At 46.2% G+C, this 23,894-nt stretch carries 19 protein-coding genes and 1 pseudogene; 14 read left to right on the forward strand and 6 right to left on the reverse strand.

Going from position 1 to position 23,894, the window contains the following annotated elements; all coding sequences use genetic code 11:
- The first annotated feature begins 91 nt into the window (after nucleotides 1-91).
- Entirely contained in the window at nucleotides 92-2,968 is a 2,877-nt protein-coding gene (locus tag KW548_20015; GenBank protein QXX09331.1) for an alkaline phosphatase family protein, read from the forward strand.
- 66 nt (nucleotides 2,969-3,034) lie between these two features.
- On the opposite strand, the gene KW548_20020 is transcribed toward KW548_20015, so the two are convergent.
- Both KW548_20020 and KW548_20025 read right to left on the reverse strand, forming a co-directional pair.
- Nucleotides 3,035-3,391: a YibL family ribosome-associated protein gene (locus KW548_20020; protein ID QXX09332.1), complete on the reverse strand. Its 357-nt coding sequence runs from the start codon at nucleotides 3,389-3,391 to the stop codon at nucleotides 3,035-3,037.
- 73 nt (nucleotides 3,392-3,464) lie between these two features.
- Complete coding sequence (locus KW548_20025) at nucleotides 3,465-4,103, reverse strand: CatB-related O-acetyltransferase (GenBank protein QXX09333.1); 639 nt, start codon at nucleotides 4,101-4,103, stop codon at nucleotides 3,465-3,467.
- A gap of 47 nt (nucleotides 4,104-4,150) precedes the next feature.
- On the opposite strand from KW548_20025, the gene KW548_20030 reads away from it, so the two are divergent.
- From KW548_20030 to KW548_20040, 3 genes are all read left to right on the forward strand, one after another.
- Entirely contained in the window at nucleotides 4,151-4,414 is a 264-nt protein-coding gene (locus KW548_20030) for a hypothetical protein (protein ID QXX09334.1), read from the forward strand.
- A gap of 58 nt (nucleotides 4,415-4,472) precedes the next feature.
- Nucleotides 4,473-4,859, forward strand: coding sequence for a DUF393 domain-containing protein (locus tag KW548_20035; protein ID QXX09335.1), 387 nt, complete (start codon nucleotides 4,473-4,475; stop codon nucleotides 4,857-4,859).
- Nucleotides 4,860-5,092: 233 nt separating this feature from the next.
- Nucleotides 5,093-6,754 (forward strand): cache domain-containing protein, encoded by a 1,662-nt coding sequence (locus KW548_20040; GenBank protein ID QXX09336.1) that lies wholly within the window; start codon nucleotides 5,093-5,095, stop codon nucleotides 6,752-6,754.
- 45 nt (nucleotides 6,755-6,799) lie between these two features.
- On the opposite strand, the gene KW548_20045 is transcribed toward KW548_20040, so the two are convergent.
- Nucleotides 6,800-7,717, reverse strand: a complete 918-nt coding sequence (locus KW548_20045) for a helix-turn-helix domain-containing protein (GenBank protein QXX09337.1) — start codon at nucleotides 7,715-7,717, stop codon at nucleotides 6,800-6,802.
- A gap of 106 nt (nucleotides 7,718-7,823) precedes the next feature.
- Between KW548_20045 and KW548_20050 the strand changes: the two are divergent.
- From KW548_20050 to KW548_20060, 3 genes and pseudogenes are all read left to right on the forward strand, one after another.
- A pseudogene (locus KW548_20050) lies at nucleotides 7,824-8,341 on the forward strand (cysteine hydrolase).
- Between the two features lie 345 nt (nucleotides 8,342-8,686).
- Entirely contained in the window at nucleotides 8,687-10,267 is a 1,581-nt protein-coding gene (locus KW548_20055) for a S8 family peptidase (protein ID QXX09338.1), read from the forward strand.
- 447 nt (nucleotides 10,268-10,714) lie between these two features.
- Nucleotides 10,715-11,308, forward strand: a complete 594-nt coding sequence (locus tag KW548_20060) for a helix-turn-helix transcriptional regulator (GenBank protein QXX09339.1) — start codon at nucleotides 10,715-10,717, stop codon at nucleotides 11,306-11,308.
- Between the two features lie 57 nt (nucleotides 11,309-11,365).
- On the opposite strand, the gene KW548_20065 is transcribed toward KW548_20060, so the two are convergent.
- Nucleotides 11,366-11,761, reverse strand: coding sequence for a hypothetical protein (locus KW548_20065; GenBank protein ID QXX09340.1), 396 nt, complete (start codon nucleotides 11,759-11,761; stop codon nucleotides 11,366-11,368).
- Between the two features lie 164 nt (nucleotides 11,762-11,925).
- Between KW548_20065 and KW548_20070 the strand changes: the two genes are divergently transcribed.
- Nucleotides 11,926-12,141: a TIGR02450 family Trp-rich protein gene (locus KW548_20070; protein QXX09341.1), complete on the forward strand. Its 216-nt coding sequence runs from the start codon at nucleotides 11,926-11,928 to the stop codon at nucleotides 12,139-12,141.
- 136 nt (nucleotides 12,142-12,277) lie between these two features.
- Here the strand turns inward: KW548_20070 and KW548_20075 are convergent, their stop codons facing one another.
- A complete protein-coding gene (locus tag KW548_20075) occupies nucleotides 12,278-12,754 on the reverse strand; it encodes a peroxiredoxin (GenBank protein QXX09342.1) in 477 nt (158 codons plus the stop codon).
- Between the two features lie 389 nt (nucleotides 12,755-13,143).
- Here KW548_20075 and KW548_20080 point away from each other — a divergent pair, with 389 nt between their 5' ends.
- From KW548_20080 to KW548_20105, 6 genes are all read left to right on the forward strand, one after another.
- Nucleotides 13,144-13,875, forward strand: a complete 732-nt coding sequence (locus KW548_20080; GenBank protein QXX09343.1) for a GntR family transcriptional regulator — start codon at nucleotides 13,144-13,146, stop codon at nucleotides 13,873-13,875.
- 308 nt (nucleotides 13,876-14,183) lie between these two features.
- On the forward strand, nucleotides 14,184-15,629 hold the full coding sequence (gene xdhA, locus KW548_20085; GenBank protein ID QXX09344.1) for a xanthine dehydrogenase small subunit: 1,446 nt from the start codon (nucleotides 14,184-14,186) through the stop codon (nucleotides 15,627-15,629).
- Entirely contained in the window at nucleotides 15,622-18,006 is a 2,385-nt protein-coding gene (xdhB, locus tag KW548_20090) for a xanthine dehydrogenase molybdopterin binding subunit (protein QXX09345.1), read from the forward strand. Before xdhA ends, xdhB begins: the two co-directional genes overlap by 8 nt.
- A 618-nt stretch (nucleotides 18,007-18,624) precedes the next feature.
- A complete protein-coding gene (gene xdhC / locus KW548_20095) occupies nucleotides 18,625-19,476 on the forward strand; it encodes a xanthine dehydrogenase accessory protein XdhC (protein QXX09346.1) in 852 nt (283 codons plus the stop codon).
- A 30-nt stretch (nucleotides 19,477-19,506) separates the two neighbouring features.
- Complete coding sequence (gene guaD / locus KW548_20100) at nucleotides 19,507-20,844, forward strand: guanine deaminase (protein ID QXX09347.1); 1,338 nt, start codon at nucleotides 19,507-19,509, stop codon at nucleotides 20,842-20,844.
- A 198-nt stretch (nucleotides 20,845-21,042) separates the two neighbouring features.
- A complete protein-coding gene (locus KW548_20105; protein ID QXX09348.1) occupies nucleotides 21,043-21,777 on the forward strand; it encodes a class I SAM-dependent methyltransferase in 735 nt (244 codons plus the stop codon).
- Nucleotides 21,778-21,787: 10 nt separating this feature from the next.
- Here the strand turns inward: KW548_20105 and KW548_20110 are convergent, their stop codons facing one another.
- A complete protein-coding gene (locus KW548_20110; protein ID QXX09349.1) occupies nucleotides 21,788-23,890 on the reverse strand; it encodes a response regulator in 2,103 nt (700 codons plus the stop codon).
- Between the last annotated feature and the right edge of the window lie 4 nt (nucleotides 23,891-23,894).

Raw genomic sequence — 23,894 nt, forward strand, 5'->3', positions numbered from 1 at the left:
TCAAATACAGGCTTTGGTCAGACTGTTATTGCACTCTCCCATAAGCCTGCCAGAATGAAAATCATCAGCATGATGAAAGAGATAATAAACAATGGCTTGGTTGAGAAAACGGCTTCTTCCTGCGGCAATGATGGCAGCACTTACTCCTATGAGCTCGGCTTACGCCGATATCGGTGATACCCCAGTGATCGGTGGGCTATTTAATTCAACAGAAGTGCTGAAAAATCAAATCACCTCGTCATTGTCCTACTCGACGCGCTTTACTCGCGATATGACCCTGTTTACCATTGGCGGCCTCACTCTAGAGACCTACCTACTGACATTACCACTTGATGTAAGCACGAAAAGCCGGGTCATGACACAACTTGCCGATCCGACTTATTCCATTCCTCTCGGCTATTTTCTTTATCAGTTCTACGATCGCTACACAGGAATAAGCAGTGACGATGAATTTAAAGCCTACCTGCAAACGGTGTATGACAAACAAGCTCTGAAAGGCTTTGAGCATTCGCTCTTTGCACTAGCAGAGAAGGTGAAAAAAGAGCCTAAACAGCACGCCAAAGATCAGGCTCACCAGGAAGGTATCCAAATTAATGGTCAGTTTATGGCGGCCATGGTGACCGTATATGATGCTTTGGTTCAGATTGGCGAATGGCAAGATATGGACCGCCTGCCTGAGCAATACACCTATCTGACCCAATCACCTGATGATTTAGCATTGGTCGCCAAGATTCAACCTATCGTGGTCGGGATCATGCAGCAAGCCGCTACGGGGATGGAAGATGGCGACATGAAACAGACCATACTCGGTATTGTGGCCGATGGTGCTGCCGACAGAGCCAGCGAACCGAATAATAAAGCGCAAGCGTTAACCATTACCTTAGTTGATTTTGTGCGTCTCAATGTGCTGAAAGCCTATCGCCAGTTTGTCTATCAGGATGAGAGACAAGAACGTCTCAATGACTGGCTACAAAACGCGTTTGACCATCACCCTCAACAAGCCATTGAGTTTCTCGAGTCACAGCAGAACCGCCGCTTCGCTGTTCAGGTAACGGTCGACGGGTTGCAACAAGGGTTAATCGAAGGACTGGTTGATCCAGATAAACCTTTTCTCTCCCACGCTTACCAGCAACATCTTAAGAGTACTGAGCTCGGTAGCCCTGTCGCAACAAGTAGCCCAGAACACGTTCAATCCATGCGTTTTCTTCAGGTTCTATCAGAACAAACGTATCGTGACCCTTATTACTTACCGTTCTTCAAACGACTTTACCAAAACCATACCGACTCCATTGCTCGGGTCGGAATCTCATCCACACCGACGATCAGCGTAAGAAACCTGCCTATCATCAAAACAGGGGCAAAAGTGTCTGGCGAACAAGGAACAGGAATTCCGAATTTCCACTTTGTCGACCGTAACGAAGACAGAGCCTATTACTTCTTTGGTAATGATGCTCTTCAACTCGATCGCTTAATGCAGGTCAATCAGGTTCAGACGATGTTTGACCGACTGGTTCACCTGAAAACCCTGAATTGTAACGCCCAATATGACTGGAATGCACATACCAGCTACGACGGTCTGGTTAACCTTGGCGCTGGCGAAGCACTGCGTGACTTTGGTGAGAAACGTTGTTTGAGAGAGCTGAATGAAAGAGCCGAAGTGGAAAACGTGTTAACGAAACAGCGTCAGTCCCTCATCGACAATATTCAAAGCTATCAAGAGATACCGCTATGGGACTTTTACACCAAGCTAACCCGCAAATGGAAGATTGAACAGGACATCGCGAGTTATACAGAGCTAGATGGACAAGGTATGCCAGATTACGCCCTGATCTACAATCCGTGGCCAGATCACTTTGCCCACTTTGTTGGTCCTTTTAGCGATGAAATCATTATGCCAACCGGGGAACTCAACCGCCTCGATTACTGGATACGTCAAATTGAACAAGCGTACAAGGACGCTGGCATTTACCAGCAGACACTCTGGGGAATGGCGGGGGACCATGGTCTATCTCCGGTCTACTACACGTTAAATCCAGAGAAAGCGATCTTTGAGCCACTTTCGGCATCACTCGACTACCCTCTAGTGATCAAGAAAATCTCATCGGATGAAGGCGAAGGACCAAAGATCACCAATGCATTAAATTATCCGAGTAACCAAGGTGTTGATGTGGTGGTCGCCTCTACCGCTGGCGGTAACTTCATGATGGATATGTTTAATTCGCAATCGGGTTGGCAAACACAACCTGTCTATTCGGAGCTGACCAACTGGACACCAGTCAATGCACCACAAGGGAAAAAGCTCGACATCATTGCCGAGTCAGTAGAAAAGCTGGCAGACAGTCTCGACTATCTAGCCGTCAGAGAATCAACCTGTGATGAGACAAAGTGTCAGGTACGTTTGGTCGCTCAGCGTGACGGCAAACGAATCGATGAGCTCATCATCAAACAAGGAGAACGCTATTTCTACCAAGCCAATAGCAAAACGGCGTTACTGGAAGTCAACAAACTCAACCCTTATCTTCCTGCTCCAAACCAAGCACAGCTTGAGACGTTTGCTCAGTTGGTCAATCAATGTGTCAATCGAGCAGACATCAACAACCCACAAAGCTGGTGTGATGAAATGCAATGGCGCGAACTGACCCAATTTACGCCGAGGCCTGATTCAGTCGTACAACTCGCCAAGCTTTACGCCGAACCACGAGCAGGCACAGTGAATTTGTTCCCTCGGGTAGGGATTGGCTACAACACGAAAGTACCGGGTCGCCATGCGGGTGAAAGCTATTTGGAGAAGGACGCCTTTATCGGATTTTGGGGCGCTCCAATTGGCAAACAAGCTACGCCACTGAGTAGTGAGGAGAACGGCTCTCTGGCTCCGACTCTGTATCAATATCTGACTGGAGATGACGTTAAAGCCGGAGAAAATGGTTGGGGGTATCCATCATTGCTTAGCAAACTCGATATTCACTAAGCCTCCCTCAATAACAGAAAGCAATAACAAAAAAGCGCCTTACGGCGCTTTTTTGTTATCTGGAAATCAGAATTTTTTCGGTGCGTAACCAGTCATGACTTCAAGTCTCAGCTCTTTACCCAGCTTAGTCATTGGGTGAACCACGATTAGACCTTTGACTGACCTTTTCAGCTTACCCATGTCTGCTTGTTCTTCTTTAGTAATTGCACGTGAGAACGGCATGTCGATCAAGCTCTTACGCTCTTTGTTCATGTCGTATTTCTGTTTGCTTTTCATCACGTGAATTTTTTTGCTTAGTTTATCTGCTTCGTCAGTGAACTTAGTCACCATTTCCTGATCACCACGAGATTTCGCCGCATCCAGCTTACGCTGACACTTGTCCAGACGATTGTGAAGGTTTTGAAGTTCTTGCTTAGTACTCATGGTATTGATCTCATTGAAACAGAAAAGGGCGGCGAGTGTAGCACAAGCTGACTCGCTGCCCTAATTTTAGTCGTTAGCCGTGTTTTTGGTCGTAATCTTTGATGGCTTTTTCGAGCAACTCGAAGTCTGGTTGAGTCAGATATTTACGCATCGCCGCAAATTTCTCTTCAGGCCATTGGTAAATTTCCAGCGCCACCAGCTTCTCTATTAGCTCAGGGGCAAAACGATATTTAACCAATCTGGCAGGATTTCCACCGACAATCGCGTATGGTTCCACATCTTTGGTCACAACACTGTTGGCCGCGACAACCGCACCTTCACCTACGGTCACGCCCGGCATGATCATGGCACGCATGCCTATCCATACTCCGTCATCAATGACAGTATCGCCTTTACCTTGATAAGAGCGCTCAACCTCTTCCAAAAACGGATAGAGACAAAACCAGTCTGTTCTATGGTTGTGATTCCCACCCATCAGAATAACGGCTTCTGCTGCAATGCAAACATAGTCACCGATATAGAGCTGATCAATATCCCATCTCGGCTGCCATTGCTTGCTGATTTCGTCCCCATGCAAGTAGCGGACGACGGACTGTTCAAAACCGTTATCCCAACAATCGCTGTAGTAGCTATGAGTCCCCTTGATATGAATGTTTTTGTTCTGCACTACTTTATGCAGTAACTGAAATGTCGACCAATGTTTTTGTGGCATGACAAAATCCTCAATGCATCATTCAGATTTGCCACGGAACGAATTTCGTGGCGTTGTTTAGACGTTCAGCTAAACAACGCTTATTGGATGCGCGGCTGCTTGAGCAGCGGGATGATTTTCATAGTCAGGTCTCCTTTCGAGGCGCAACTTTACGCGAAAAGGCGGTTTTTATGTCAATATTGAGTCAGCATATTAAATATACAGATAGATTGAGTTTGCCTATGTTTAAACACCTTTTACCGCTGGCAATTGTTTCTATGACGACAGCGATAACGCCCGCAAGCCAAGCCGATAAGCACACCAATTTATAAGCACCAGTGGCTGATCAATCAAGCCACTCATACGTAGAAGATAAAAAAGGATAAGCCTATGACTCAACTTACGATTTTCTACGATGGTACCTGTCCATTGTGTGTGAAAGAGATGGAACATTTAGCTCATTACGATGGCGAGCAACATTTATTGCTCGTTGATATCCACTCCGAAAACTTCCTCAATTACCCTGAGATCGACGCAAAACAAGCGTCTAAAATTCTTCATGCCGTTGATAATAACGGAACACTGCTGCTCGGTTTAGATGTCACTTATCTCGCATGGAAGCTGGTTGGAAAAGGCTGGCTGTACGCTCCATTACGCTGGAAACTCATCCGTCCAGTTGCAGATTGGTGTTACCTCAGATTTGCAAACAATCGATACACCATTTCTAAGTGGCTGACTGGAAAAAGAAAGTGCGATTCTGGTCAATGTTTTCGATAAAACAGAGATCTTACCTGTCAGCGAACACGAATTAACCTATCGAGATTCACAGTCCTGCTTCGATAAATTGGCTAGTCTTATACAATAAACGTTTGGTTTATGTTCTCTTCACTGGTCACCAAACCGAGCAGTCAAGGGGGCATGAACCAAATTTATAACAACAGGCGTTTCATGCCAGAAGCCTCTCTGGTCATATTTAAACGCCAATACCTTTTGAAAGACAGGATGTTTGTATGAGTCTAACTATTCGAAGTCGCCTGTACATTTTGGCGCTTGTTCCATTACTGGTAATTGCGATCGGTATGCTTGGTTTCACTTACGTTAAAACCAATGAACTCAACGATCAGCAGATTGAGGTAACCCGCACTAACATGATGAACATGAAGAAAGCGGAACTGAAAAGTTACCTTCAAATGGCAAAGTCTGCCGTCCGGCCTTTTCTTGACAAAGGCGCAAGCCTAGAGGACGCCTACCCAACCCTCAAAACGTTAGAATACGGCAAGACAGGTTATGTGTTTGGCTACAATTCCCAAGGTATTCGTAAAGTCCAAGGTAGCAGTAGCGAAGGGATTGGCGATAGCTATTGGAACCTGCAGGACAAACACGGTAATTACCTAATTCAGGATCTGATTCGTAACGCCAAAACAGGAGAGTTCACCACTTATTACTTCCCTAAACCCGGCGAGACCGAGGCACTGCCCAAGCTGAGTTACTCGATATATATACCTGAGTGGGATTTGATGCTAGGTACAGGATTCTACACCGACGACATTGATGCCATTGTGGCCGAAATGGAAAGTGCGACCACAGAAGCACTACAAGAAACCCTGTCTGCCATCATTATATTCTGTATCGTGATTGCGGGCGTCGTTGCTGCCTTCGCCGTCGCCGTTAACCGAACCATCCTTAAGCCGTTAGAAATGTTCGATACCTCGATCAGTTCCTTTGCCAGCGGCGATGCTGACCTGACCGCCCGTATGGAAGATTTTGAAGCTCCGGAGTTTTCCCAACTGAGTAAAAACTTCAATGCTTTTGTCGCCAGTCTGCAAACCATCATTCGAAGCGTCAGTGATGTTGGTCAACAGGTCGTCTCAGAGACCAGCGATATGTCAAGCCGTGCCGCAAAAGTCGATGAATTGGCTTCAGGTCAACGTCAAGAGACTGAGCAAGTTGCCACCGCGATGACGGAGATGACCACAACAGCATCCGAGATTTCGAATAATGCCAGCCAAGCCGCGCATTCAGCTAAGGAAGCCGACGATAATGCCAAAGAAGCTCAAGACATCGTTAATTCTGCGGCGCAGTCTGTCGAAGCCCTGGCCGAAGAAGTCTCCCAAGCGAATGGTGTTATCTCTCGCCTTGAAGGGGATGTACAAAACATTTCCTCCTCTTTGGAAGTGATTCAAGATATCGCCGAGCAAACTAACTTACTCGCACTCAATGCGGCGATCGAAGCCGCACGTGCCGGTGAACAGGGCCGTGGATTTGCCGTCGTGGCCGACGAAGTTCGTAAACTGGCTAGTCGTACCCAAGACAGTACGGGTGAGATTCATCAGATGATTGAACAATTAAAAGCGGCCTCAGATGATGCAGTAAAAGCCATGGAGTCAAGTCAGAAACGTGGTGCCAGTACAGTAGAAGAAGCCAATGCTGCTGCTCGGGCGCTGATTCAGATTCAGGAATCCATCGGCACCATCATGGATATGAACTCACTGATTGCCACCGCGACCGAAGAGCAAAGTCTCGTCGGCCAAGAAATTTCGCAGCGCATAGTCGTCATTTCTGACCAAAGCTCACAATCCGCAGAACTAGCCAATGACAACCGTTCAGGAAGCCAAGAGCTAAACCAACGAGCCAACGAGCTTTACGAACTGGTGGATCGATTTAAGGTATAAGCACATATTACTCAATAGCCCGCAATGCTTGCACTGCGGGCTTTTTTATCGTCTAAAACGCCGACGAAATTCGCTGGGTGTCAACCCCATGATCTGACTGAACACCTTACGACACGCACTGGCGTTTTCATACCCAACCTGGTGGCTAATCCACTCAAAAGAACGAGTTGAACCTTCGAGGTAATCACAAGCCTTCTGCACTCGTACTCGCTGCAAATACTGGTTTGGATTCATACCTGTGGCTTTAACAAATCGACGCTGAAACGTTCTCTCGGTCAAGTTTGCTTCAACAGCCAATTGTTTTACCGACATTGTCCGAGAAAAGTGAGCACTGATTCTGTGCTGACTTTCAACAATTGCAATATCACCATGAGAAAATGATGGCGTGAACTGCTGATAAAACCTCTGTTCTCTTGATGCAGTATCTATGACCAACATCTTGCCCAGCTGTCGCATGATTTGTGGTGAAGCATACCTAGATACCAACTCCAGTCCAAGATCCAACCAAGACATCATGCCGCCTGCTGTAATCACATCGCCATGATCAATTAGAATTTGATTTATCTCCGTAGGCTGCGACGGGTACTGTGACTTAAAGGTCTCAGCTAGCCCCCAATGAGTAGTCAAAGCCCTTTGTCCAACAATCCCTGACGCCGCCAAGATAAACGCGCCAGCACACGCCGACGCAATCACACTGCCACGACGATGTTGCTCAACCAACCACTCAAGCTTTGGTGTGTCTGGTTTTCGGTAGAACTGAGCGTCAATGCTGGGCGGGAGTAGTACGACATCAAATTGCTTGGGAGGCATATTGCACGCCTCAACAATGTGCACGTTGAACTCAATCTCAAGTTCACTCTCACGACATACTCGGTTGGCTAGTTGAAAAAGCTCTTCGAAACCAAACACGGCCGATTTGAGAGCAAAAGGATAGTTAAATACGGCAATATTAATCTTAGGCATGCAATGTCGTTTTTAGCATTATTTATGTCATTTTAGACTCTAAAAAGGCCAAAAATAAAGCGCCATAATGACTCCAATTTGAACGACACCAAATAGGAGAGGCATCATGAGGCAGAAAGCACTACTCGTCATCGATCTACAAAACGACTACTTTCCAAACGGAAAATTTCCTCTTTGGAACACAGAGAACACGTTAACCAATATCAAAGCGGCGATTAAAAAGCCCAACAGAAACAGATTCCTGTGATTCACATTCAGCATATTGCAGACCCTGCTATGGGTATCGCACCCTTTTTCAACCAAGGTAGTACAGGTGCAGATATTCACTCAGAGATCCTCGCGAGTGCACCAGAAGGGAATATTGTGGTTAAATCTTTCGCAGACAGCTTTGAACAAACAGAGCTAGACGATGTGCTCAAAAAGCATGGGGTAACTGAAGTGATTATTTGCGGCATGATGACGCAAAACTGCGTGACTCATACAGCGATTTCCAAAGCAGCAGAGCAATATGAAGTATCTGTACTGGCCGATTGTTGCACCACCACCGATGAAATGATTCATAACATCGCCCTTCATGCCATCTCTGCACGCGTTCCGTTGATAAATACTGAACAATTGATTTAAGGCTCAATTAAGGCCTCTTATCCAACAGAGGCCTTCTGCTGATGACTCATACAAAACAAATCACTATTGCCTTAGCACGTAGATTTCACCTCATAGAGCAAAAGCTCTCATCTTTGATTGTTATCCCACCAATCAAGAAATAGTAAAATATCAATTTCAATAATTTTATAAACCGTGCGCATATTTATAGATTAACTAAAACAACAATATGCAATTCAATGAATAGATGCATAGTGTGAAAATTGTAATCAGGTTCTCTTTGCACAACGAGAACCCAGTAAACATGCTTGATGTTTGTAGTAGGCCATGTTCAACAATCTCTTTTACTATTCAAAGGAAGACAGTATGTTTAAGAAATTATTAAGTTGTTGTATCGCCTCGACTCTTTCAGTCGTCTCAACCGCGGGGCTTGCGCAACAAAACGAAGGAGGAGCCATTGCATCTGAGGACCAAATGCTTGCGCCTTTAATGACAGCGTCGGCAAAATCTGCGATTAAAAATCAATACATCGTTGTGCTAAAACAACCACTGACGATGAGTAACGATCAACAAGCCCTTCAGCAGTTTACCCAACAAACTGTGTCTGGTCTCGCTAGCCAACATGCATTTAAAATCGATAAAGTTTATGACCGCTCGTTAAGTGGTTTTGTCGCTACCCTTTCTGATGAACAATTGAAAGCCCTGCGTGCTGATCAACAAGTCGACTTTATTGAACAAGACCAAATCATCTCGCTCGATCCTGTTATCTCGGCGAACGCCACTCAAAGCAATCCTGTTTGGGGATTAGACCGCATCGATCAGCGTGATTTACCACTCAGCAACAGCTACACCTATAACTACGACGGTTCAGGTGTGACAGCTTATGTTATCGATACTGGTGTGACAAACACTCACGCTGAGTTCGGTGGCCGTGCAAGATCAGGTTATGACTTCGTCGACAACGATAGTGACGCGACTGACTGTAACGGTCACGGTACTCATGTAGCGGGCACCATTGGTGGTGCTCAATACGGTGTGGCGAAAAACGTCAATATCGTCGGTGTACGTGTACTAAGCTGTAGTGGCTCTGGTACCACTTCAGGTGTCATTGGCGGTGTGGATTGGGTCGCTGCCAACGCCTCTGGCCCATCGGTGGCCAACATGAGTTTAGGTGGGGGCGTTTCAACCGCTCTTGATCAAGCGGTTGCCAGCGCGGTTCAGTCAGGTGTCAGCTTTATGCTTGCAGCTGGTAACTCCAACGCTGACGCTTGTAACTCCTCACCAGCTCGCGAAGCGAGCGGTGTGACGGTCGGTTCAACAACCAGCAGCGATAGTCGCTCAAGCTTCTCTAACTGGGGTAGCTGTGTTGACGTGTTTGCGCCCGGTTCGAATATTAAATCAGCTTGGTACGATGGTGGCTACCGCACCATTAGTGGTACATCGATGGCAACACCTCACGTAGCAGGTGTCGCGGCTCTGTATCTGCAAGAAAACAACACTCTGTCACCAGCTCAAGTATCAACGCTGATCAGCGAACGTGCGAGCACAAACAAAGTTAGTGATACTAAAGGTACCGTCAACAAGCTGCTATACAGCCAAACAGACAGTGGCTGTGACCCAGATTGTGGCACACCGAATCCAGGGGGTGAGTTGACTAACGGCCAACCAGTCACTGGTATCAGCGGTAGCAGCGGTGAACAAAAGCATTACTTCATCGACGTGACTGCCGGTCAGACTCTGACTGTCACCACTAGCGGTGGTTCAGGCGATGCTGACCTCTATGTTCGCTTTGGTGCTAAACCAACAACTAGCTCTTGGGACTGCCGTCCTTACCGCTACGGAAACAGCGAAACGTGCACAGTGTCTAACACTCAAAACGGTCGCTACTACGTGATGCTTAATGGCTACACTAGCTTTAGCGGTGTGAGCGTCCAAGCGAGCTACTAACGGCCCCCACAACCTTGAACAATCATGCCAGTCAGTATTGACTGACTGGCATTTTTTGCTGATAAATACATACCACCGAACTCATCAAGAAAACGCTTGAGTCCAAAAATCTGATCGAACAATCACGTTTTTTACGGTTATTCATGGCTTCTACCCTCTTGGATTTCAACCGCACTTTAGTCATCGCATCAGCCTGTTGCCATTCCTCGCCACGAATAAGCCCACTCCACTTTTGCAAAAACCTCCATATTCAGGGCAAAATGTCTCAGCCTTGTATGTGCAGAGCAGAGTAAAGAGATATAGCGTTCAATGACGAGAATTATGCTGACAGTGGCTCAGCCAGAACGTTTGTCACCCCTTTGGCGCATGATTGGCATTAAACTGTCGTATAAGAAATGCTAATTTAATTATAGGCTTTTGTCTCAACCATTCGATATTGGACATACCATGAAAGTGAACACTAAAAAAATATCAAGTGAACGTAAATCAAGGGCATGGAGCCAACAACATCTCGCTGATGTCAGTGCTTTAAGTTTAAGAACCATTCAAAGAGTTGAGAAGGAAGGAACAGGTTCACCGGAAACAGTAAAAGCATTGGCGGCAAGTTTTGCATTAGACGTCAATCAACTTCTGCTACCCGAAGCGCCTCCTAAAAACTCATCCAAGATAAATGTCAAAACGAAACTCACCGCTTTGTGCTCTTCAATTGTCGTTTTTTTTGTCAGCGCTCTACTATTTTTTGTTCAGCCTACAATGGCTTCAGGGATTGAAATTAACGCAGATCAGATAGAACAATCTGATGAAAATGACTCTCAGATCTTCAGTGGCAATGTAGAAATATTTGTACCTGAAGATTTGACGTTTGAAGTCGAGTCGGATGAACTGTGGGGGACAGAAGCCGCTTCCGTCGTGACAGGAAGCGTAAAGGTAGTGCTAGAGGACGCGACATTAGTCGTCGGTGATGGTGTCCTTATCAAAGTCGATAAAGGGATAAAAATTACGACCGACTACGCGGAGCTTCGTCCGTTACCACTGGGGTAGAATACTGAAACCATTGTCGATGGATAGCCCTAAACACAGAACAAGCGCTGCATGGATTTACTGGCAGTAGTCTTCGGGCAGAAGAGCGTCGCCTGAATGCTCAGCAAGATAAGTAAGTGCGTCAATCACTCGGATAGGCGTTAACAAGTTGTCTTCATGACAAGGATCGAGTTCGAATGCTAGGTGAATTCGGTTTTGTTCAATTTTAACAAACAGGTTGCCCTGAGGGGCTCGCTCCTGTGTAAGAGCGAAGACGCCGACGCCAATAAAGTGGGCGCTGTTGATGTTTCTCGTTGGGTAGATATCACATTTCAACTTATGAGCGAGTGCTAAGAAGTCGAGTAGTAAGTTGATCTGCTCATCTGAAACACTATCTAATGCTTGGACATGCGGCGCTTTGCAGAATCGCTCTAAATACCCAATCATCTCATCGATATCGTTGTTAAATAGCATGCTGGCTCGTCTTTATGGAGGAGTGGCGATTGTACCTTTCACTGACAACATAACAAGAGGCTAGACGTTACTGTCTGATCAAACGCAAAATGTGACTGAACTTATGCCATAGAACCTGCGTATCTAAGGCTTATTTTTCTTATTTTAAGCGGTGTTGTACCTATATGAATCGAATTAACCCAGCTAAATTACTTAACAGCAAATGGACTGCCAAAGAACCGGTTAATCGGGAAAAGCACTTCTTGGTTTCTGACATTGAGTTCGATGACGATGGTGTAGTGATCTCCTGCAAAATTGAAGCGATACTCTCCAAAAAGGAATATTCGATTGACTGGCAAGAGTTGAAACACCAAGCTAAATGGCTTCAAGGTTGGAAGTGAATACGGTTTTATCTATCAAAACTATAAGCAAGATTTCCAACCTCTGATATTGAGTGAGTTGCACGACTCTCGCCCCACAAGCCTCATTACTAAGGGTTCAGAATAGACTAACCTGAACCCTTAGCAGTGTTAACGGTTACTCAAGAGCCGCTAGAATCGTCTCAGCCTTGCTCACTTCAAATTGCTTAGGTTCTTCGACATGTAACTGAGTCACCACACCGTTATCGATAACCATAGCGTAGCGCTGCGAACGAACCCCACCGAAGGCCGCTGTGTCCATTTCGAGCCCCAGCGATCTTGTAAAGCTCGCATCACCATCGCCCAGCATCATAATTTCATTAGCATTTTGTGCTTCTCCCCACGCCTGCATAACAAAAGCATCGTTGACTGAAACACATGCGATGATATCGATGCCCTTCGCTTTAATATTGTCGGCAAGTACGACGTAACCGGGTAAATGAGCTTCTGAACAGGTTGGCGTAAATGCGCCTGGAACAGCAAAAAGCACCACTCGCTTGTTTGCAAAAAGCTCCTCTGTGTTATGGGTAATCATGCCCTCATCGCTTAGTTCACTGAGGGTTGCGGTTGGTATAGATTGGCCTTTCTGAATCATGTCTGCATTCCTTGTTTTGTTTGCAGGAACAGTGTAACCGCCAAAGCAAAGCGGAACCACCTACATTAAGTCAGGGTATGAACTGGAGGAGAGCTAAGTTGCAGAGCACTCCACTTAAGCAGATTAGTAACCTGGTGTGACGTTAGTGTTTAAGATGATATGACTAGGTTTTTGTCGTCGTATTGATCGCACCTCCTTGTTATGTGTTCTGAATCTAAGTTGTCTGAAAAACACTTTTTTAACAAAAACGCTATGACAATGGATGGAAATTTGCGCTATATGTTTCACTTCTGTGTTTGCTAGCTTTGCCAAAGCTAGCCACGTGTATACAAAGTGAAGTATCATTGTTTTATCAAGGAAATAAATAGGTTGAGGGTGACAAGCCGCCTATGGCAAATCTAAAAAATTCTGTGGCGAAAAATATAAAAACAAAGGTCGCTGGTCAAACGCAAGATGACGTGGTCTATTGCCATATCTTCGATGCAATACTTGAACAACGACTACCACCAGCGACCAAGTTGAATGAAGAAGCTTTGGCCGAAATATTCGGCGTTAGTCGAACCATCATACGCCGAGCTTTACTCCGACTATCGATGGAACAAGTGGTCAGCATCAGGCCAAACCGCGGTGCCATGGTATCTGCACCGACCAAAGAAGAAGCCAAGCAAATCATCAAAGCGCGGGAAGTCATGGAACTTGCCATTGTAGAGCTTGCCGTTGAACATACCACCACAGCAAAGATAGATGAATGCCGACGTTTAGTAGAGAAAGAAAACGAAGCCTTCGATAACGGTGATTATGGTAAGGGACTTCGACTGTCTGGTGAGTTCCACATTAAGTTGGCCGAAATGGCAAACAACGCCCCATTGCTCGCATTCCAGAGAAGCTTAGTATCGCAAACGTCATTGCTGATTGCTCAGTACGAAACGGGCAATCATTCAAACTGTTCGCAAGATGAGCATACGCAGTTACTGGATACGATTGAATCTGGTGATACCGAGCAAGCAATCAGCTTAATGGAAGCGCACTTGTCTCATATTCGTTCCAAGCTCAACCTTGATAGCAATACTGCGTCAAATGACCTGCATGTCGTGTTCTCAGAACTACTGAAAAGCAAATAATCCACTTATTCTTCATCATCTAAGCCCGGCGCCTCTGCCAGGCTTTCTCCAAACCACATTTCATTGTATACAAAATAAAATACAATATTAACTCTATTTTCCTTAAAATGCCCTACCTACTGATAGAAATTAATCTTAATAATTTCATAAACTTAATGGATTAAATTATATCTTTGACCTTTTCACTCTCTCTTAATGTTGCAATATTGTAAAATTAAAGTTGACCAAGAGGTCAAACTATCCAATTATTGACCCAAAGGTCAGAAAATTATTTTTGGAACAATAGTGTCAATGCACAAGGAGGTCTCTTGATTACTTTCCTACTCAATCAAGAACTCAGACAAGAGAGTGAGCTGTCACCCAATATGACAGTGCTGCAGTACCTGAGAACACATGTACAAAAAACAGGTACGAAAGAAGGCTGTGGCTCAGGCGACTGTGGTGCCTGTACCGTGGTACTCGGTGAAGTAGTCAAAGGACAACTTCAGTATCGCTCAGTGAATTCTTGTCTGACGTTCGTATCCGCACTACATGGTAAGCAGCTGATCACCGTTGAAGACTTACAGAACAAAAACAAGCTTCACCCAACTCAGCAAGCGATGGTCGATTTCCACGGTTCTCAATGTGGTTACTGTACTCCAGGTTTTATCATGTCGATGTTTGCTCTAAGCAAGAACAAACCTGCGGCGAATAAGGAAGATGTCATGGAGTCTCTGGCGGGTAACTTATGCCGCTGTACCGGATACCGCCCTATTGTTGACGCCGCCTTATCTCTGGCTTCTGATGAACCATTGATGGATCAGTTTGTCGAGCTGGAAAAAGAGACCATTGCTCGGCTAGAAGCTCTTCAGGGGCAACCCGCCAGTCTGAGCCAAGGTAACCTGACAGCTTATATCCCTCGGAGCATTGAAGAACTGGCTCAAATTTACACTGCAAATCCAAAAGCCAAACTGGTTGCTGGCGGTACTGATTTAGCTCTTGAAGTCACCCAATTCCATCGCGAAATAGAAACATTGATCAGCGTAAATCTGGTTGAAGACATGAAAGTTTGCGAAGAAAGTAACGATGCTCTGCACATTGGTGCCAATGTTGCCATCAGCGATGCGTACCAGCTTCTGACTCAACATTTCTCTGATTTTGGTGAGCTGCTGCATCGCTTTGCTTCTCTGCAAGTCCGCAATCAGGGCACGTTAGGGGGCAACATTGGTAACGCCTCCCCTATCGGTGATGCCCCACCGCTGTTGATTGCACTGAATGCTCAAGTGAAATTGCGTCGTGGTAAGCAGACCAGAATCTTGCCGATTGAAGACTATTTCATCAGCTATAAAGTTACCGCTCAGCAGGAAAGTGAATTTATCGAGCAAGTGATTATCCCTAAATCAAAAGCGAACGAAACCTTCCGTGCTTACAAACTTTCCAAGCGTCTAGACGACGATATTTCTGCGGTTTGTGGCGCATTCAATATCGAGATTGAAGACAATAAAGTCATTGATGCCCGCATCGCTTTCGGTGGTATGGCGGCAACGCCAAAACGCGCAACGCACTGTGAAAACGCGCTATTAGGTAAACAATGGACACAAACAACCATTGATGCCGCGATGGCTGAAATCGATAACGATTTTGAGCCACTGAGTGACTTCCGTGCCAGCAAAGAGTATCGCTCTATGACAGCAGCGAACATGCTGCGTCGCTTCTATATCGAGCAGACTCATCACAACAACCAGATCGAAACAAGGGTAACGTCTTATGTCTAACGCACATCATCAGACCATGACTCAAGAAGAGATGGTCGCCATCGTAAAGCAGGATCTGAAAACCGGCGTTGGTAAAAGCGTAAAACACGACAGTGCCCCGAAGCAGGTCACAGGTGAAGCGGTTTATATTGATGACCGTTTGGAATTCCCTAACCAGTTGCATGTGTATGCACGCCTGAGCACTCAAGCTCATGCTAAAATCACCAAATTGGATGTCTCGCCGTGTTACGAATTTGAAGGCGTTGCGATTGCCATCACCCACGAAGACGTACCGGGCCAGTTGGATATCGGTGCCATTCTGCCCGGTGATCCACTGCTTGCTGACGGCCTGGTTCAATACTATGGCCAACCCGTACTTGCTGTTGCCGCAAATGATATGGAAACCGCACGCAAAGCTGCGCAAGCCGCCATTGTTGAATACGAAGCCCTACCACCAGTACTCAACGTGAAAGAAGCGCTAGAGAAAGAGTGGTTTGTCACTGAGAGCCACCAGCAAAAACGTGGTGACTCAGCGGCTGCACTTGCCAAAGCAAAACACGTGATTGAAGGCGATCTGGAGATTGGAGGCCAGGAACACTTCTACCTTGAAACTCAGGTCAGCAGCGTGATGCCAACCGAAGATGGCGGCATGGTCGTTTATACCTCGACACAAAACCCAACTGAAGTACAAAAGCTGGTCGCCAAAGTGCTTGGGATTGCGATGCACAAAGTCGTAATAGACATGCGTCGCATGGGTGGCGGTTTCGGGGGTAAAGAAACGCAAGCCGCAGCGCCAGCGTGTATGGCGGCAGTTATTGCACACCTAACTAAACGCCCAACTAAAATGCGTCTGCCGCGCATGGAAGACATGACCATGACGGGCAAGCGTCACCCATTTTACAACCAGTACAAAATCGGATTTAACGATGATGGCGTCATTAAGGGGGCTGATATCATCGTAACGGGTAACTGTGGTTACTCTCCGGATCTGTCGAGCTCGATTGTTGACCGTGCCATGTTCCACTCAGACAACGCGTATTACCTTGGTGATGCCACCGTGACAGGTCACCGCTGCAAAACCAACATAGCGTCGAATACCGCTTACCGTGGATTTGGTGGCCCGCAGGGGATGATGACCATTGAGCATATCATGGATGAAATTGCCCGCTATCTGGGTAAAGATCCACTCGAAGTCCGTAAAGCGAATTACTACGGTGGTGAGGGGCGTAACGTCACTCATTACTACCAGACAGTTGAAGACAACTTCCTGCCAGAAATCACTGAGCAACTTGAACAAAGCAGTGACTATCACGCACGCCGTAAAGCCATCGCTGAGTTCAACAAGCAAAGCCCGATCCTTAAAAAAGGTCTGGCGCTCACACCAGTGAAATTTGGTATTTCTTTCACTGCGACTTTCCTGAATCAGGCTGGTGCGCTCATCCATATATACACCGATGGCAGTATTCATTTGAATCACGGTGGTACGGAAATGGGTCAGGGTCTGAACATCAAGGTGGCGCAAATCGTTGCTGAGGCCTTCCAAGTAGATGTTGAACGTATCCAAATCACCGCTACCAACACAGACAAAGTACCGAACACATCACCAACCGCGGCCTCATCGGGCGCCGACCTCAACGGTAAGGCCGCCCAGAACGCCGCACTGACCATCAAACAGCGTCTGATCGACTTCGCTGCCAGTCACTACAAAGTGTCAGCAGAAGAAGTGGTGTTCAAAAACGGTATGGTCATGATTCGTGATGAAATCCTGACTTTCGAAGCCTTTGTCCAGCTGGCCTATTTCAACCAAGTATCGCTATCGAGTACAGGTTTCTACCGCACACCAAAAATCTACTATGACCATGAAAAAGCGCGTGGCCGTCCGTTCTACTACTTCGCGTACGGCGCCTCTTGTTCAGAAGTCATTGTCGATACCCTGACAGGCGAATACAAAATTCTGCGCGCAGATATCCTGCACGATGTAGGGACTTCTCTTAACCCGGCCATTGATATAGGCCAGGTCGAGGGTGGCTTCTTGCAAGGTGTAGGCTGGCTGACCACAGAAGAACTGATATGGAACGAACAAGGTCGTCTGATGACCAACGGGCCCGCCAGCTACAAGATTCCGGCGATCGCCGATATGCCTATCGAGTTCCACACTCACCTTCTGGAAAATCGAGCCAACCCAGAAGATACCGTGTTTAACTCCAAGGCGGTCGGTGAGCCGCCATTCATGCTCGGTATGTCCGTGTGGAGTGCACTGAAAGATGCCATTGCCTCAGTGGCCGTTGAAGGTGCTATACCTAAATTAGATACACCAGCAACACCAGAGCGTGTGTTGATGGCAATTGCGAAAGTGAGCCAGCCACAAACGACGCCAGAGCAGGCAGAGAAAGCCTAACCAACGTCATTCCACAGACTGACGAAGGAAGGAGCAGGGAACCTCTTAACATCGGCACTATCTATAAAAAGATCCCCAACTCTCTCGTTCCTCGCTCTTGAGGATGACAATGGCTAAAGAGTCCTTATTGCCGAAAATGGCGACAAGATAAATAGTTCAAGGAGGATGGCAATTGCGAAAGTGAGCCAGCCACAAACGACGCCAGAGCAGGCAGAGAAAGCCTAACCAACGTCATTCCATAGACTGACGAAGGAAGGAGCAGGGAATCTCTTAACATCGGCACTATCTATAAAAGATCCCCAACTCTCTCGTTCCTCGCTCTTGAGGATGACAATGGCTAAAGAGTCCTTATTGCCGAAAATGGCGACAAGATAAATAGTTCAAGGAGGATGACAATTGCGAAAGTGAGCCAACCACAAACGACGCCAGAGCAGGCAGAGAAAGCCTAACCAACGTCATTCCATAGACTGACGAAGGAAGGAGCAGGGAACCTCTTAACATCGGCACTATCTATAAAAGATCCCCAACTCTCTCGTTCCTCGCTCTTGAGGATGACAATGGCTAAAGAGTCCTTATTGCCGAAAATGGCGACAAGATAAATAGTTCAAGGAGAGACGTATGTTTAAGGACAATTGGATTCATGAACTGGCACAGCTAGAGAAAAACAGTGAACCTTGCGTGATGGTGACCGTATTGGAAGACCGTGGCTCAGTGCCAAGGGATGCGGGCACAAAAATGTTGGTCACTCGCGACCGTTTGATTGCCACCATTGGTGGCGGTCATCTGGAGCACATCGCCACCAAAATGGCGCGTGAAATGCTGCTCGCGGGTGAAGGTTCACTGAAAGTGGAGCGCTTTAATCTTGGGGCTCGCTTAGGTCAGTGTTGTGGCGGAATGGCAACACTGAGCTTCGAGCCAATTGGCACCGCGCAAAAACATCTCGTGGTATTCGGTGCTGGCCATGTTGCCAAAGCACTTTTACATATTGTCTCGACGCTCCCTTTCCGTGTCACTTGGATTGATGAGCGTGAAGACGTATTCCCTGATGAACTCCCTCGTAACGTCACCAAGCTGGTGAGCGATGATCCGGTCGCTGAAGTACGCGACATGTCACCGAATAGTTACTATCTGGTCATGACGCACAATCATCAGCTCGATTTTGAGTTGGCAAAAGCCATCATCGATCGAGACGACAGTGCGTATTTCGGCATGATAGGTTCACTAACCAAGCGCAAAAAATTCGACATGCGTTTGGCGCAGCGAGGCTACAACCAGCCACAAATAAATACGATGATTTGCCCAATTGGAATCAGCATGGTGAATGGAAAACATCCTGCTGAAATTGCGGTATCGGTTGCGGGTGAATTAATCGCACACTATCAGGGGATTTCGCTTGAAGAAAAACGCCCTACGCCACACAGTAAAGAACAACAACTGAGCGATTCATCATTGGAAGAGAAAATCGCCTAGCCCCAAAGAGGGCCTTTAAAGGAAGTAAACATGACAACTCAACGTAAAGCTTATCGTGCAAGCCTTCTGCACAGTATTGCTGACCCCAAAGACGTCGGACTGGAAAACTCGTATCAGTTTTTCGACGACGGTCTCCTCGTGGTAGAAGACGGCCACGTCGTCGATATCGGTGAGACAGAAGAGGTGCTTAAAAGGCAGCCAAAGAACCTCAATATCACCGAATATGAAGACAAGCTGATCACATCAGGTTTTATTGACACTCACATTCATTACCCGCAAACCGGCATGATCGCCTCTTACGGTGAGCAACTGCTTGACTGGTTAGAAAACTACACCTTCCCGGAAGAAAAGCGTTTCAAAAATCCGGTGTACGCGCATAAGGTCGCAAAACTTTTCTTCAATGAGCTGGCAAGCAACGGTACCACCACAGCATTGGTGTTTGGCACAGTACATAAGGAGTCGGTCGATGTGTTCTTTGAAGAGGCACAGCGCCGCAACTTGCGTATGATCGCAGGTAAAGTGCTAATGGATCGCAACGCACCAGACTACTTAACTGATACGCCAGAATCTGGCTACGAGGCATCTAAAGAGCTGATTGAAAAATGGCACAACAAAGGCCGACTGCTTTATGCGGTTACGCCTCGTTTCGCGCCAACCAGCACACCGGAACAGCTGGCGACTGTAGGTAAACTTCTGGAAGAATATCCAGATGTGTACATGCATACCCACCTTTCAGAAAACAAAAAAGAGATTGAATGGGTACTTGAGCTGTTCCCAGAGCGCGACTCTTATCTGGATGTCTACGACCATTACGGACTGCTGCATAAGCGCTCTGTGTTTGCTCACGGCATTCATCTCTCTGATTGTGAATGTCAGCGTTTGGCAGAAACGGAATCGGCAATTGCTTTCTGTCCAACATCGAATCTGTTCCTCGGTTCTGGTCTGTTCAAACTGCCTAAACTGGAAGAACATGGGGTTCGCGTCGGTATGGGCACCGATGTCGGCGCTGGTACCAGCTTCTCGATTCTTGAGACGATGAGTGAAGCGTATAAGATCATGCAGCTTCAACAGGAAAAACTGCACCCATTGAAATCCCTGTTCTTAGCAACACTGGGCGGGGCACGTTCACTCCACCTTGAAGACAACATTGGTAACCTTGAAGTGGGTAAAGAAGCGGACTTTGTCGTGCTGGATTTACATGCAACTCAACTGATGCGTTTCCGCATGGAGCAAGCCAAGACCTTGGAAGAGAAGCTGTTTGTGCTGATGAGCCTTGGCGATGACCGCACCGTTTCTAAGACGTACATCTATGGCGAGAAAGCCTATGACGCAGAAGGACGTATCGACGCAAAAAAGTTTGCTAGTTAACTCGGTCTTTTAGTGAAAACGCTCTTGCTTCGCAAGGGCGTTTTTTTTGTTCCTCGTATCTTATTGAATATCAAAATCAATCTCAAAATAACAATGTCTGCAACGATAGAAATAAACAAAGATAAAACAATAACTTAAACACAAATAATATCGGCACAATAACTGCTAAGTTTCATCATAACAATGGAGGTGTTGAATATGAGTGAACAAGCTAAGTATCTTGGCCAGAATAAGATTGTTTTATCCAAGGGAGACATTATCGACAAGGAGCTATTTCACCTTGTCTCAGATATTATTGAACGCTACATCCCAAATCCTAACCAAGCACATTTTCTCGATGTCGGTGGAGGCAACGGCAGCTACGCAGATAAACTCATCGGCCGATATCCCGGCTGCCAGGTCACTATCGTTGACCCTGACGAAACTGCATTGAACGAGAACAACCCTAATAGTCGCAAAAACCTGATCCAAGCCCATTACCAAAGCTTCGACTGCTTCTTCAAATACGACTTAATCCAGTTCAATTGGGTACTCAATCATTTTGTCGCGCCAAGCTACTCCAAGACGCATGACTTACAGTTAAAGGGGCTAAAAGATGCTTACGACATGCTAGCACCAGAAGGCATCGTGGTGATTTTTGAAAATCTGTATGAAGGCACGGACCACTCAAATATTCCAGGTAAAAGAATCTATCAGCTCACCTCCTCGACTATGATTAAAGCCCTAGTCGCCAAGTTAGGATCAAATACTGCCGGTATCGGGGTGTGTTTTAATTCAGAGCTTTTCTGGCGAGAGCAACTTATCAAGGCAGGCTTCAATAGCGTCTTCTCTGCCCACTGTTACGACTTTGGCAACTTAAATCCCATCAAAAAATGGCTGCTAGGTATCGAGAACCAAAGAGTGGGAATGATTGTGGGTGTAAAATCTGATTAGAAACACAAACTCATGCGTGTTTCTCTAGCATCCCTTTCAACCACTCCAACTTAAAGGGTTTAGGGAGCACGTCATCAAAGCCTTGCTCTAAGTAGTGCTGTACATCACTCTCAAATGTGTTGGCGGTCAGGGCGATGATAGCGGTGTCTGGCGCAAGGTTGTCACGCTTTATCTGTTTGAGTGCTTCTAACCCATCCATGACTGGCATCTGGATATCCATAAAGATAATATCGAAATGCTCATGATTAAGTAAGTCGACACATTCCTGCCCGTTATTCACGGTCGTGACCTCAGCCTCCAAGGTTGCCAGCATTTTCTGAGCGACGATTTGGTTCATGCGAATGTCTTCAACCAACATGACGGAGACGCCTGAAACGTCAGCCCCATCGACGGTGCACTCTTGCTGTGAGCCCGTATTCGCCAGCGCTTTTAAACAATCAAGCAAACTAAACAAATCGTACGGTTTACTCAATAATGTCATGTTTTCTCTCGGCGGCAGTGTCGTATTGATATTGCCATACACAATCAGGGGTTGGTCGTCACGGCAGTGTGCTTGCTTGAGCGTATTTTCCAAAGCATCGTCACTGCTCAGATAACATAATACTTTTGTCCCATGCGCATCATACAAACCCAGCGTATTGAGCTCTTCGGTAATCAATTCCTTCGCATAGTGGTTGTCTGAAACCACTCTCACTGCTCTTGTCGCCTGCTTGTCATCGACTAAAGGCACCGAACCAGTAATACTCACGGGGACTTCAATTGAGAATTCACTCCCCTCACCCAGCGAGCTTTCTGCACTGATAGCGCCGCCCAACAAATTTACTAAAGACTGACATATCGACAACCCCAGCCCTGTTCCTCCATACTTTCGGGTAATCGAGTCGTCTGCTTGGGTAAACTCCTGAAACACCTTATCAAGCTGCTCTTGAGTCATACCAATCCCTGTATCCCTCACTACGATATTGAAAATCCCAGACTCTGAGCTGAGTGATATTTGGATCTCGACGTGACCGGATTCTGTAAATTTGAGTGCGTTGTAACCTAAGTTATTGATTATCTGAACAAGCTTGGTTTTGTCTGATTTTATCTTGTAGTTTCGATCCAAAGAGACTGAAAAAAAGACATCAACCCCTTGCTGCTTATCGAAGTTAATAAACACAGTTTTAGAGACATCAATCAGCTCACTAACAAAGAACTCATCGCTCTCCAATTTGGATTTACCTTGCTCAATCTTGCTGAGGTCTAACACGTTGTTGATCAGCTTAAGCAAATGCTCCCCAGAGCTGTTGATCATCGATAGGAAGTGTCTGGTTTGCTCATCAGACGCTTGGTAATACTCTTTCTGACTCAAGCCAATAATGGCATTCAGAGGAGTACGCATTTCATGAGACATGTTGGCGAGAAATCGGGCTTTCGCAATGGAGCTTTGCTCAGCGTTGCGCTTTGCCTCCTCCATCACCTTGGTTCTTTCCTCTAGATCTTTACCTAGCCTAATCTGGTGCAGATACATCCATGAAATCACACCAATCATCAGCATGGAACAGAACAAAATGATGCCTAAATAGACATACTGCTTGTTATAGAAAGATTCTTTGAAGTCGAGAAATTCGAGCTGCTGGCGTTGCACCTCAGTAACAAAGTCAGCTAGGTAAATATTAAGTCTCGAGTAAGTAACGTCGATGCGATCTACCACAAGATCGATGGCTTCCACATTGGTAAGACTAAGCTTGTCTATCGAGTCGAAAACAGACCGAATATCCACAACAACTTGCTGAAGTTCATTTAGATTACCAAATTGTTCATGTACACGATTAGTTCTCTCTGCAAGGAGATCCTGCAAGATACTCGACTTATAAATTCTGGACTTGAATCTAAGTTTTGACAGGCTCTTCTCATCTTTCAGGGCGGCGAAAGAAAGTACTTCAGCTTTGACGAACAGCAATTTTGTTTTCGCTGAAATATTGTTATTAATTATCGTGACATAAGGCTCAGAGGAGACATTTTTGATTTCAGTGACAGAATAAAAAACGTAAGTAATCACCATTAGAAGCAGAGCGCACAATGCCGAAATAGTGACAACAAAGTAACGTCCCCTGTCCCAAAATCGTTCCATACTG

It is taken from the genome of Vibrio neptunius, assembly GCA_019339365.1.
Classification (GTDB): domain Bacteria; phylum Pseudomonadota; class Gammaproteobacteria; order Enterobacterales; family Vibrionaceae; genus Vibrio; species Vibrio neptunius.

What these genes read in the sequence shown, in the direction of transcription:
- KW548_20080 (QXX09343.1), top strand. Translation starts at nt 13,144, where the DNA reads ATGGCAAATCTAAAAAATTCTGTGGCGAAAAATATAAAAACAAAGGTC.
- KW548_20060 (QXX09339.1), top strand. Translation starts at nt 10,715, where the DNA reads ATGAAAGTGAACACTAAAAAAATATCAAGTGAACGTAAATCAAGGGCA.
- KW548_20110 (QXX09349.1), bottom strand. Translation starts at nt 23,890, where the DNA reads ATGGAACGATTTTGGGACAGGGGACGTTACTTTGTTGTCACTATTTCG.
- KW548_20020 (QXX09332.1), bottom strand. Translation starts at nt 3,391, where the DNA reads ATGAGTACTAAGCAAGAACTTCAAAACCTTCACAATCGTCTGGACAAG.
- KW548_20025 (QXX09333.1), bottom strand. Translation starts at nt 4,103, where the DNA reads ATGCCACAAAAACATTGGTCGACATTTCAGTTACTGCATAAAGTAGTG.
- KW548_20105 (QXX09348.1), top strand. Translation starts at nt 21,043, where the DNA reads ATGAGTGAACAAGCTAAGTATCTTGGCCAGAATAAGATTGTTTTATCC.
- guaD (QXX09347.1), top strand. Translation starts at nt 19,507, where the DNA reads ATGACAACTCAACGTAAAGCTTATCGTGCAAGCCTTCTGCACAGTATT.
- KW548_20035 (QXX09335.1), top strand. Translation starts at nt 4,473, where the DNA reads ATGACTCAACTTACGATTTTCTACGATGGTACCTGTCCATTGTGTGTG.
- KW548_20040 (QXX09336.1), top strand. Translation starts at nt 5,093, where the DNA reads ATGAGTCTAACTATTCGAAGTCGCCTGTACATTTTGGCGCTTGTTCCA.
- KW548_20055 (QXX09338.1), top strand. Translation starts at nt 8,687, where the DNA reads ATGTTTAAGAAATTATTAAGTTGTTGTATCGCCTCGACTCTTTCAGTC.
- KW548_20015 (QXX09331.1), top strand. Translation starts at nt 92, where the DNA reads ATGGCTTGGTTGAGAAAACGGCTTCTTCCTGCGGCAATGATGGCAGCA.
- KW548_20065 (QXX09340.1), bottom strand. Translation starts at nt 11,761, where the DNA reads ATGCTATTTAACAACGATATCGATGAGATGATTGGGTATTTAGAGCGA.
- KW548_20075 (QXX09342.1), bottom strand. Translation starts at nt 12,754, where the DNA reads ATGATTCAGAAAGGCCAATCTATACCAACCGCAACCCTCAGTGAACTA.
- KW548_20070 (QXX09341.1), top strand. Translation starts at nt 11,926, where the DNA reads ATGAATCGAATTAACCCAGCTAAATTACTTAACAGCAAATGGACTGCC.
- KW548_20045 (QXX09337.1), bottom strand. Translation starts at nt 7,717, where the DNA reads ATGCCTAAGATTAATATTGCCGTATTTAACTATCCTTTTGCTCTCAAA.
- xdhC (QXX09346.1), top strand. Translation starts at nt 18,625, where the DNA reads ATGTTTAAGGACAATTGGATTCATGAACTGGCACAGCTAGAGAAAAAC.
- xdhB (QXX09345.1), top strand. Translation starts at nt 15,622, where the DNA reads ATGTCTAACGCACATCATCAGACCATGACTCAAGAAGAGATGGTCGCC.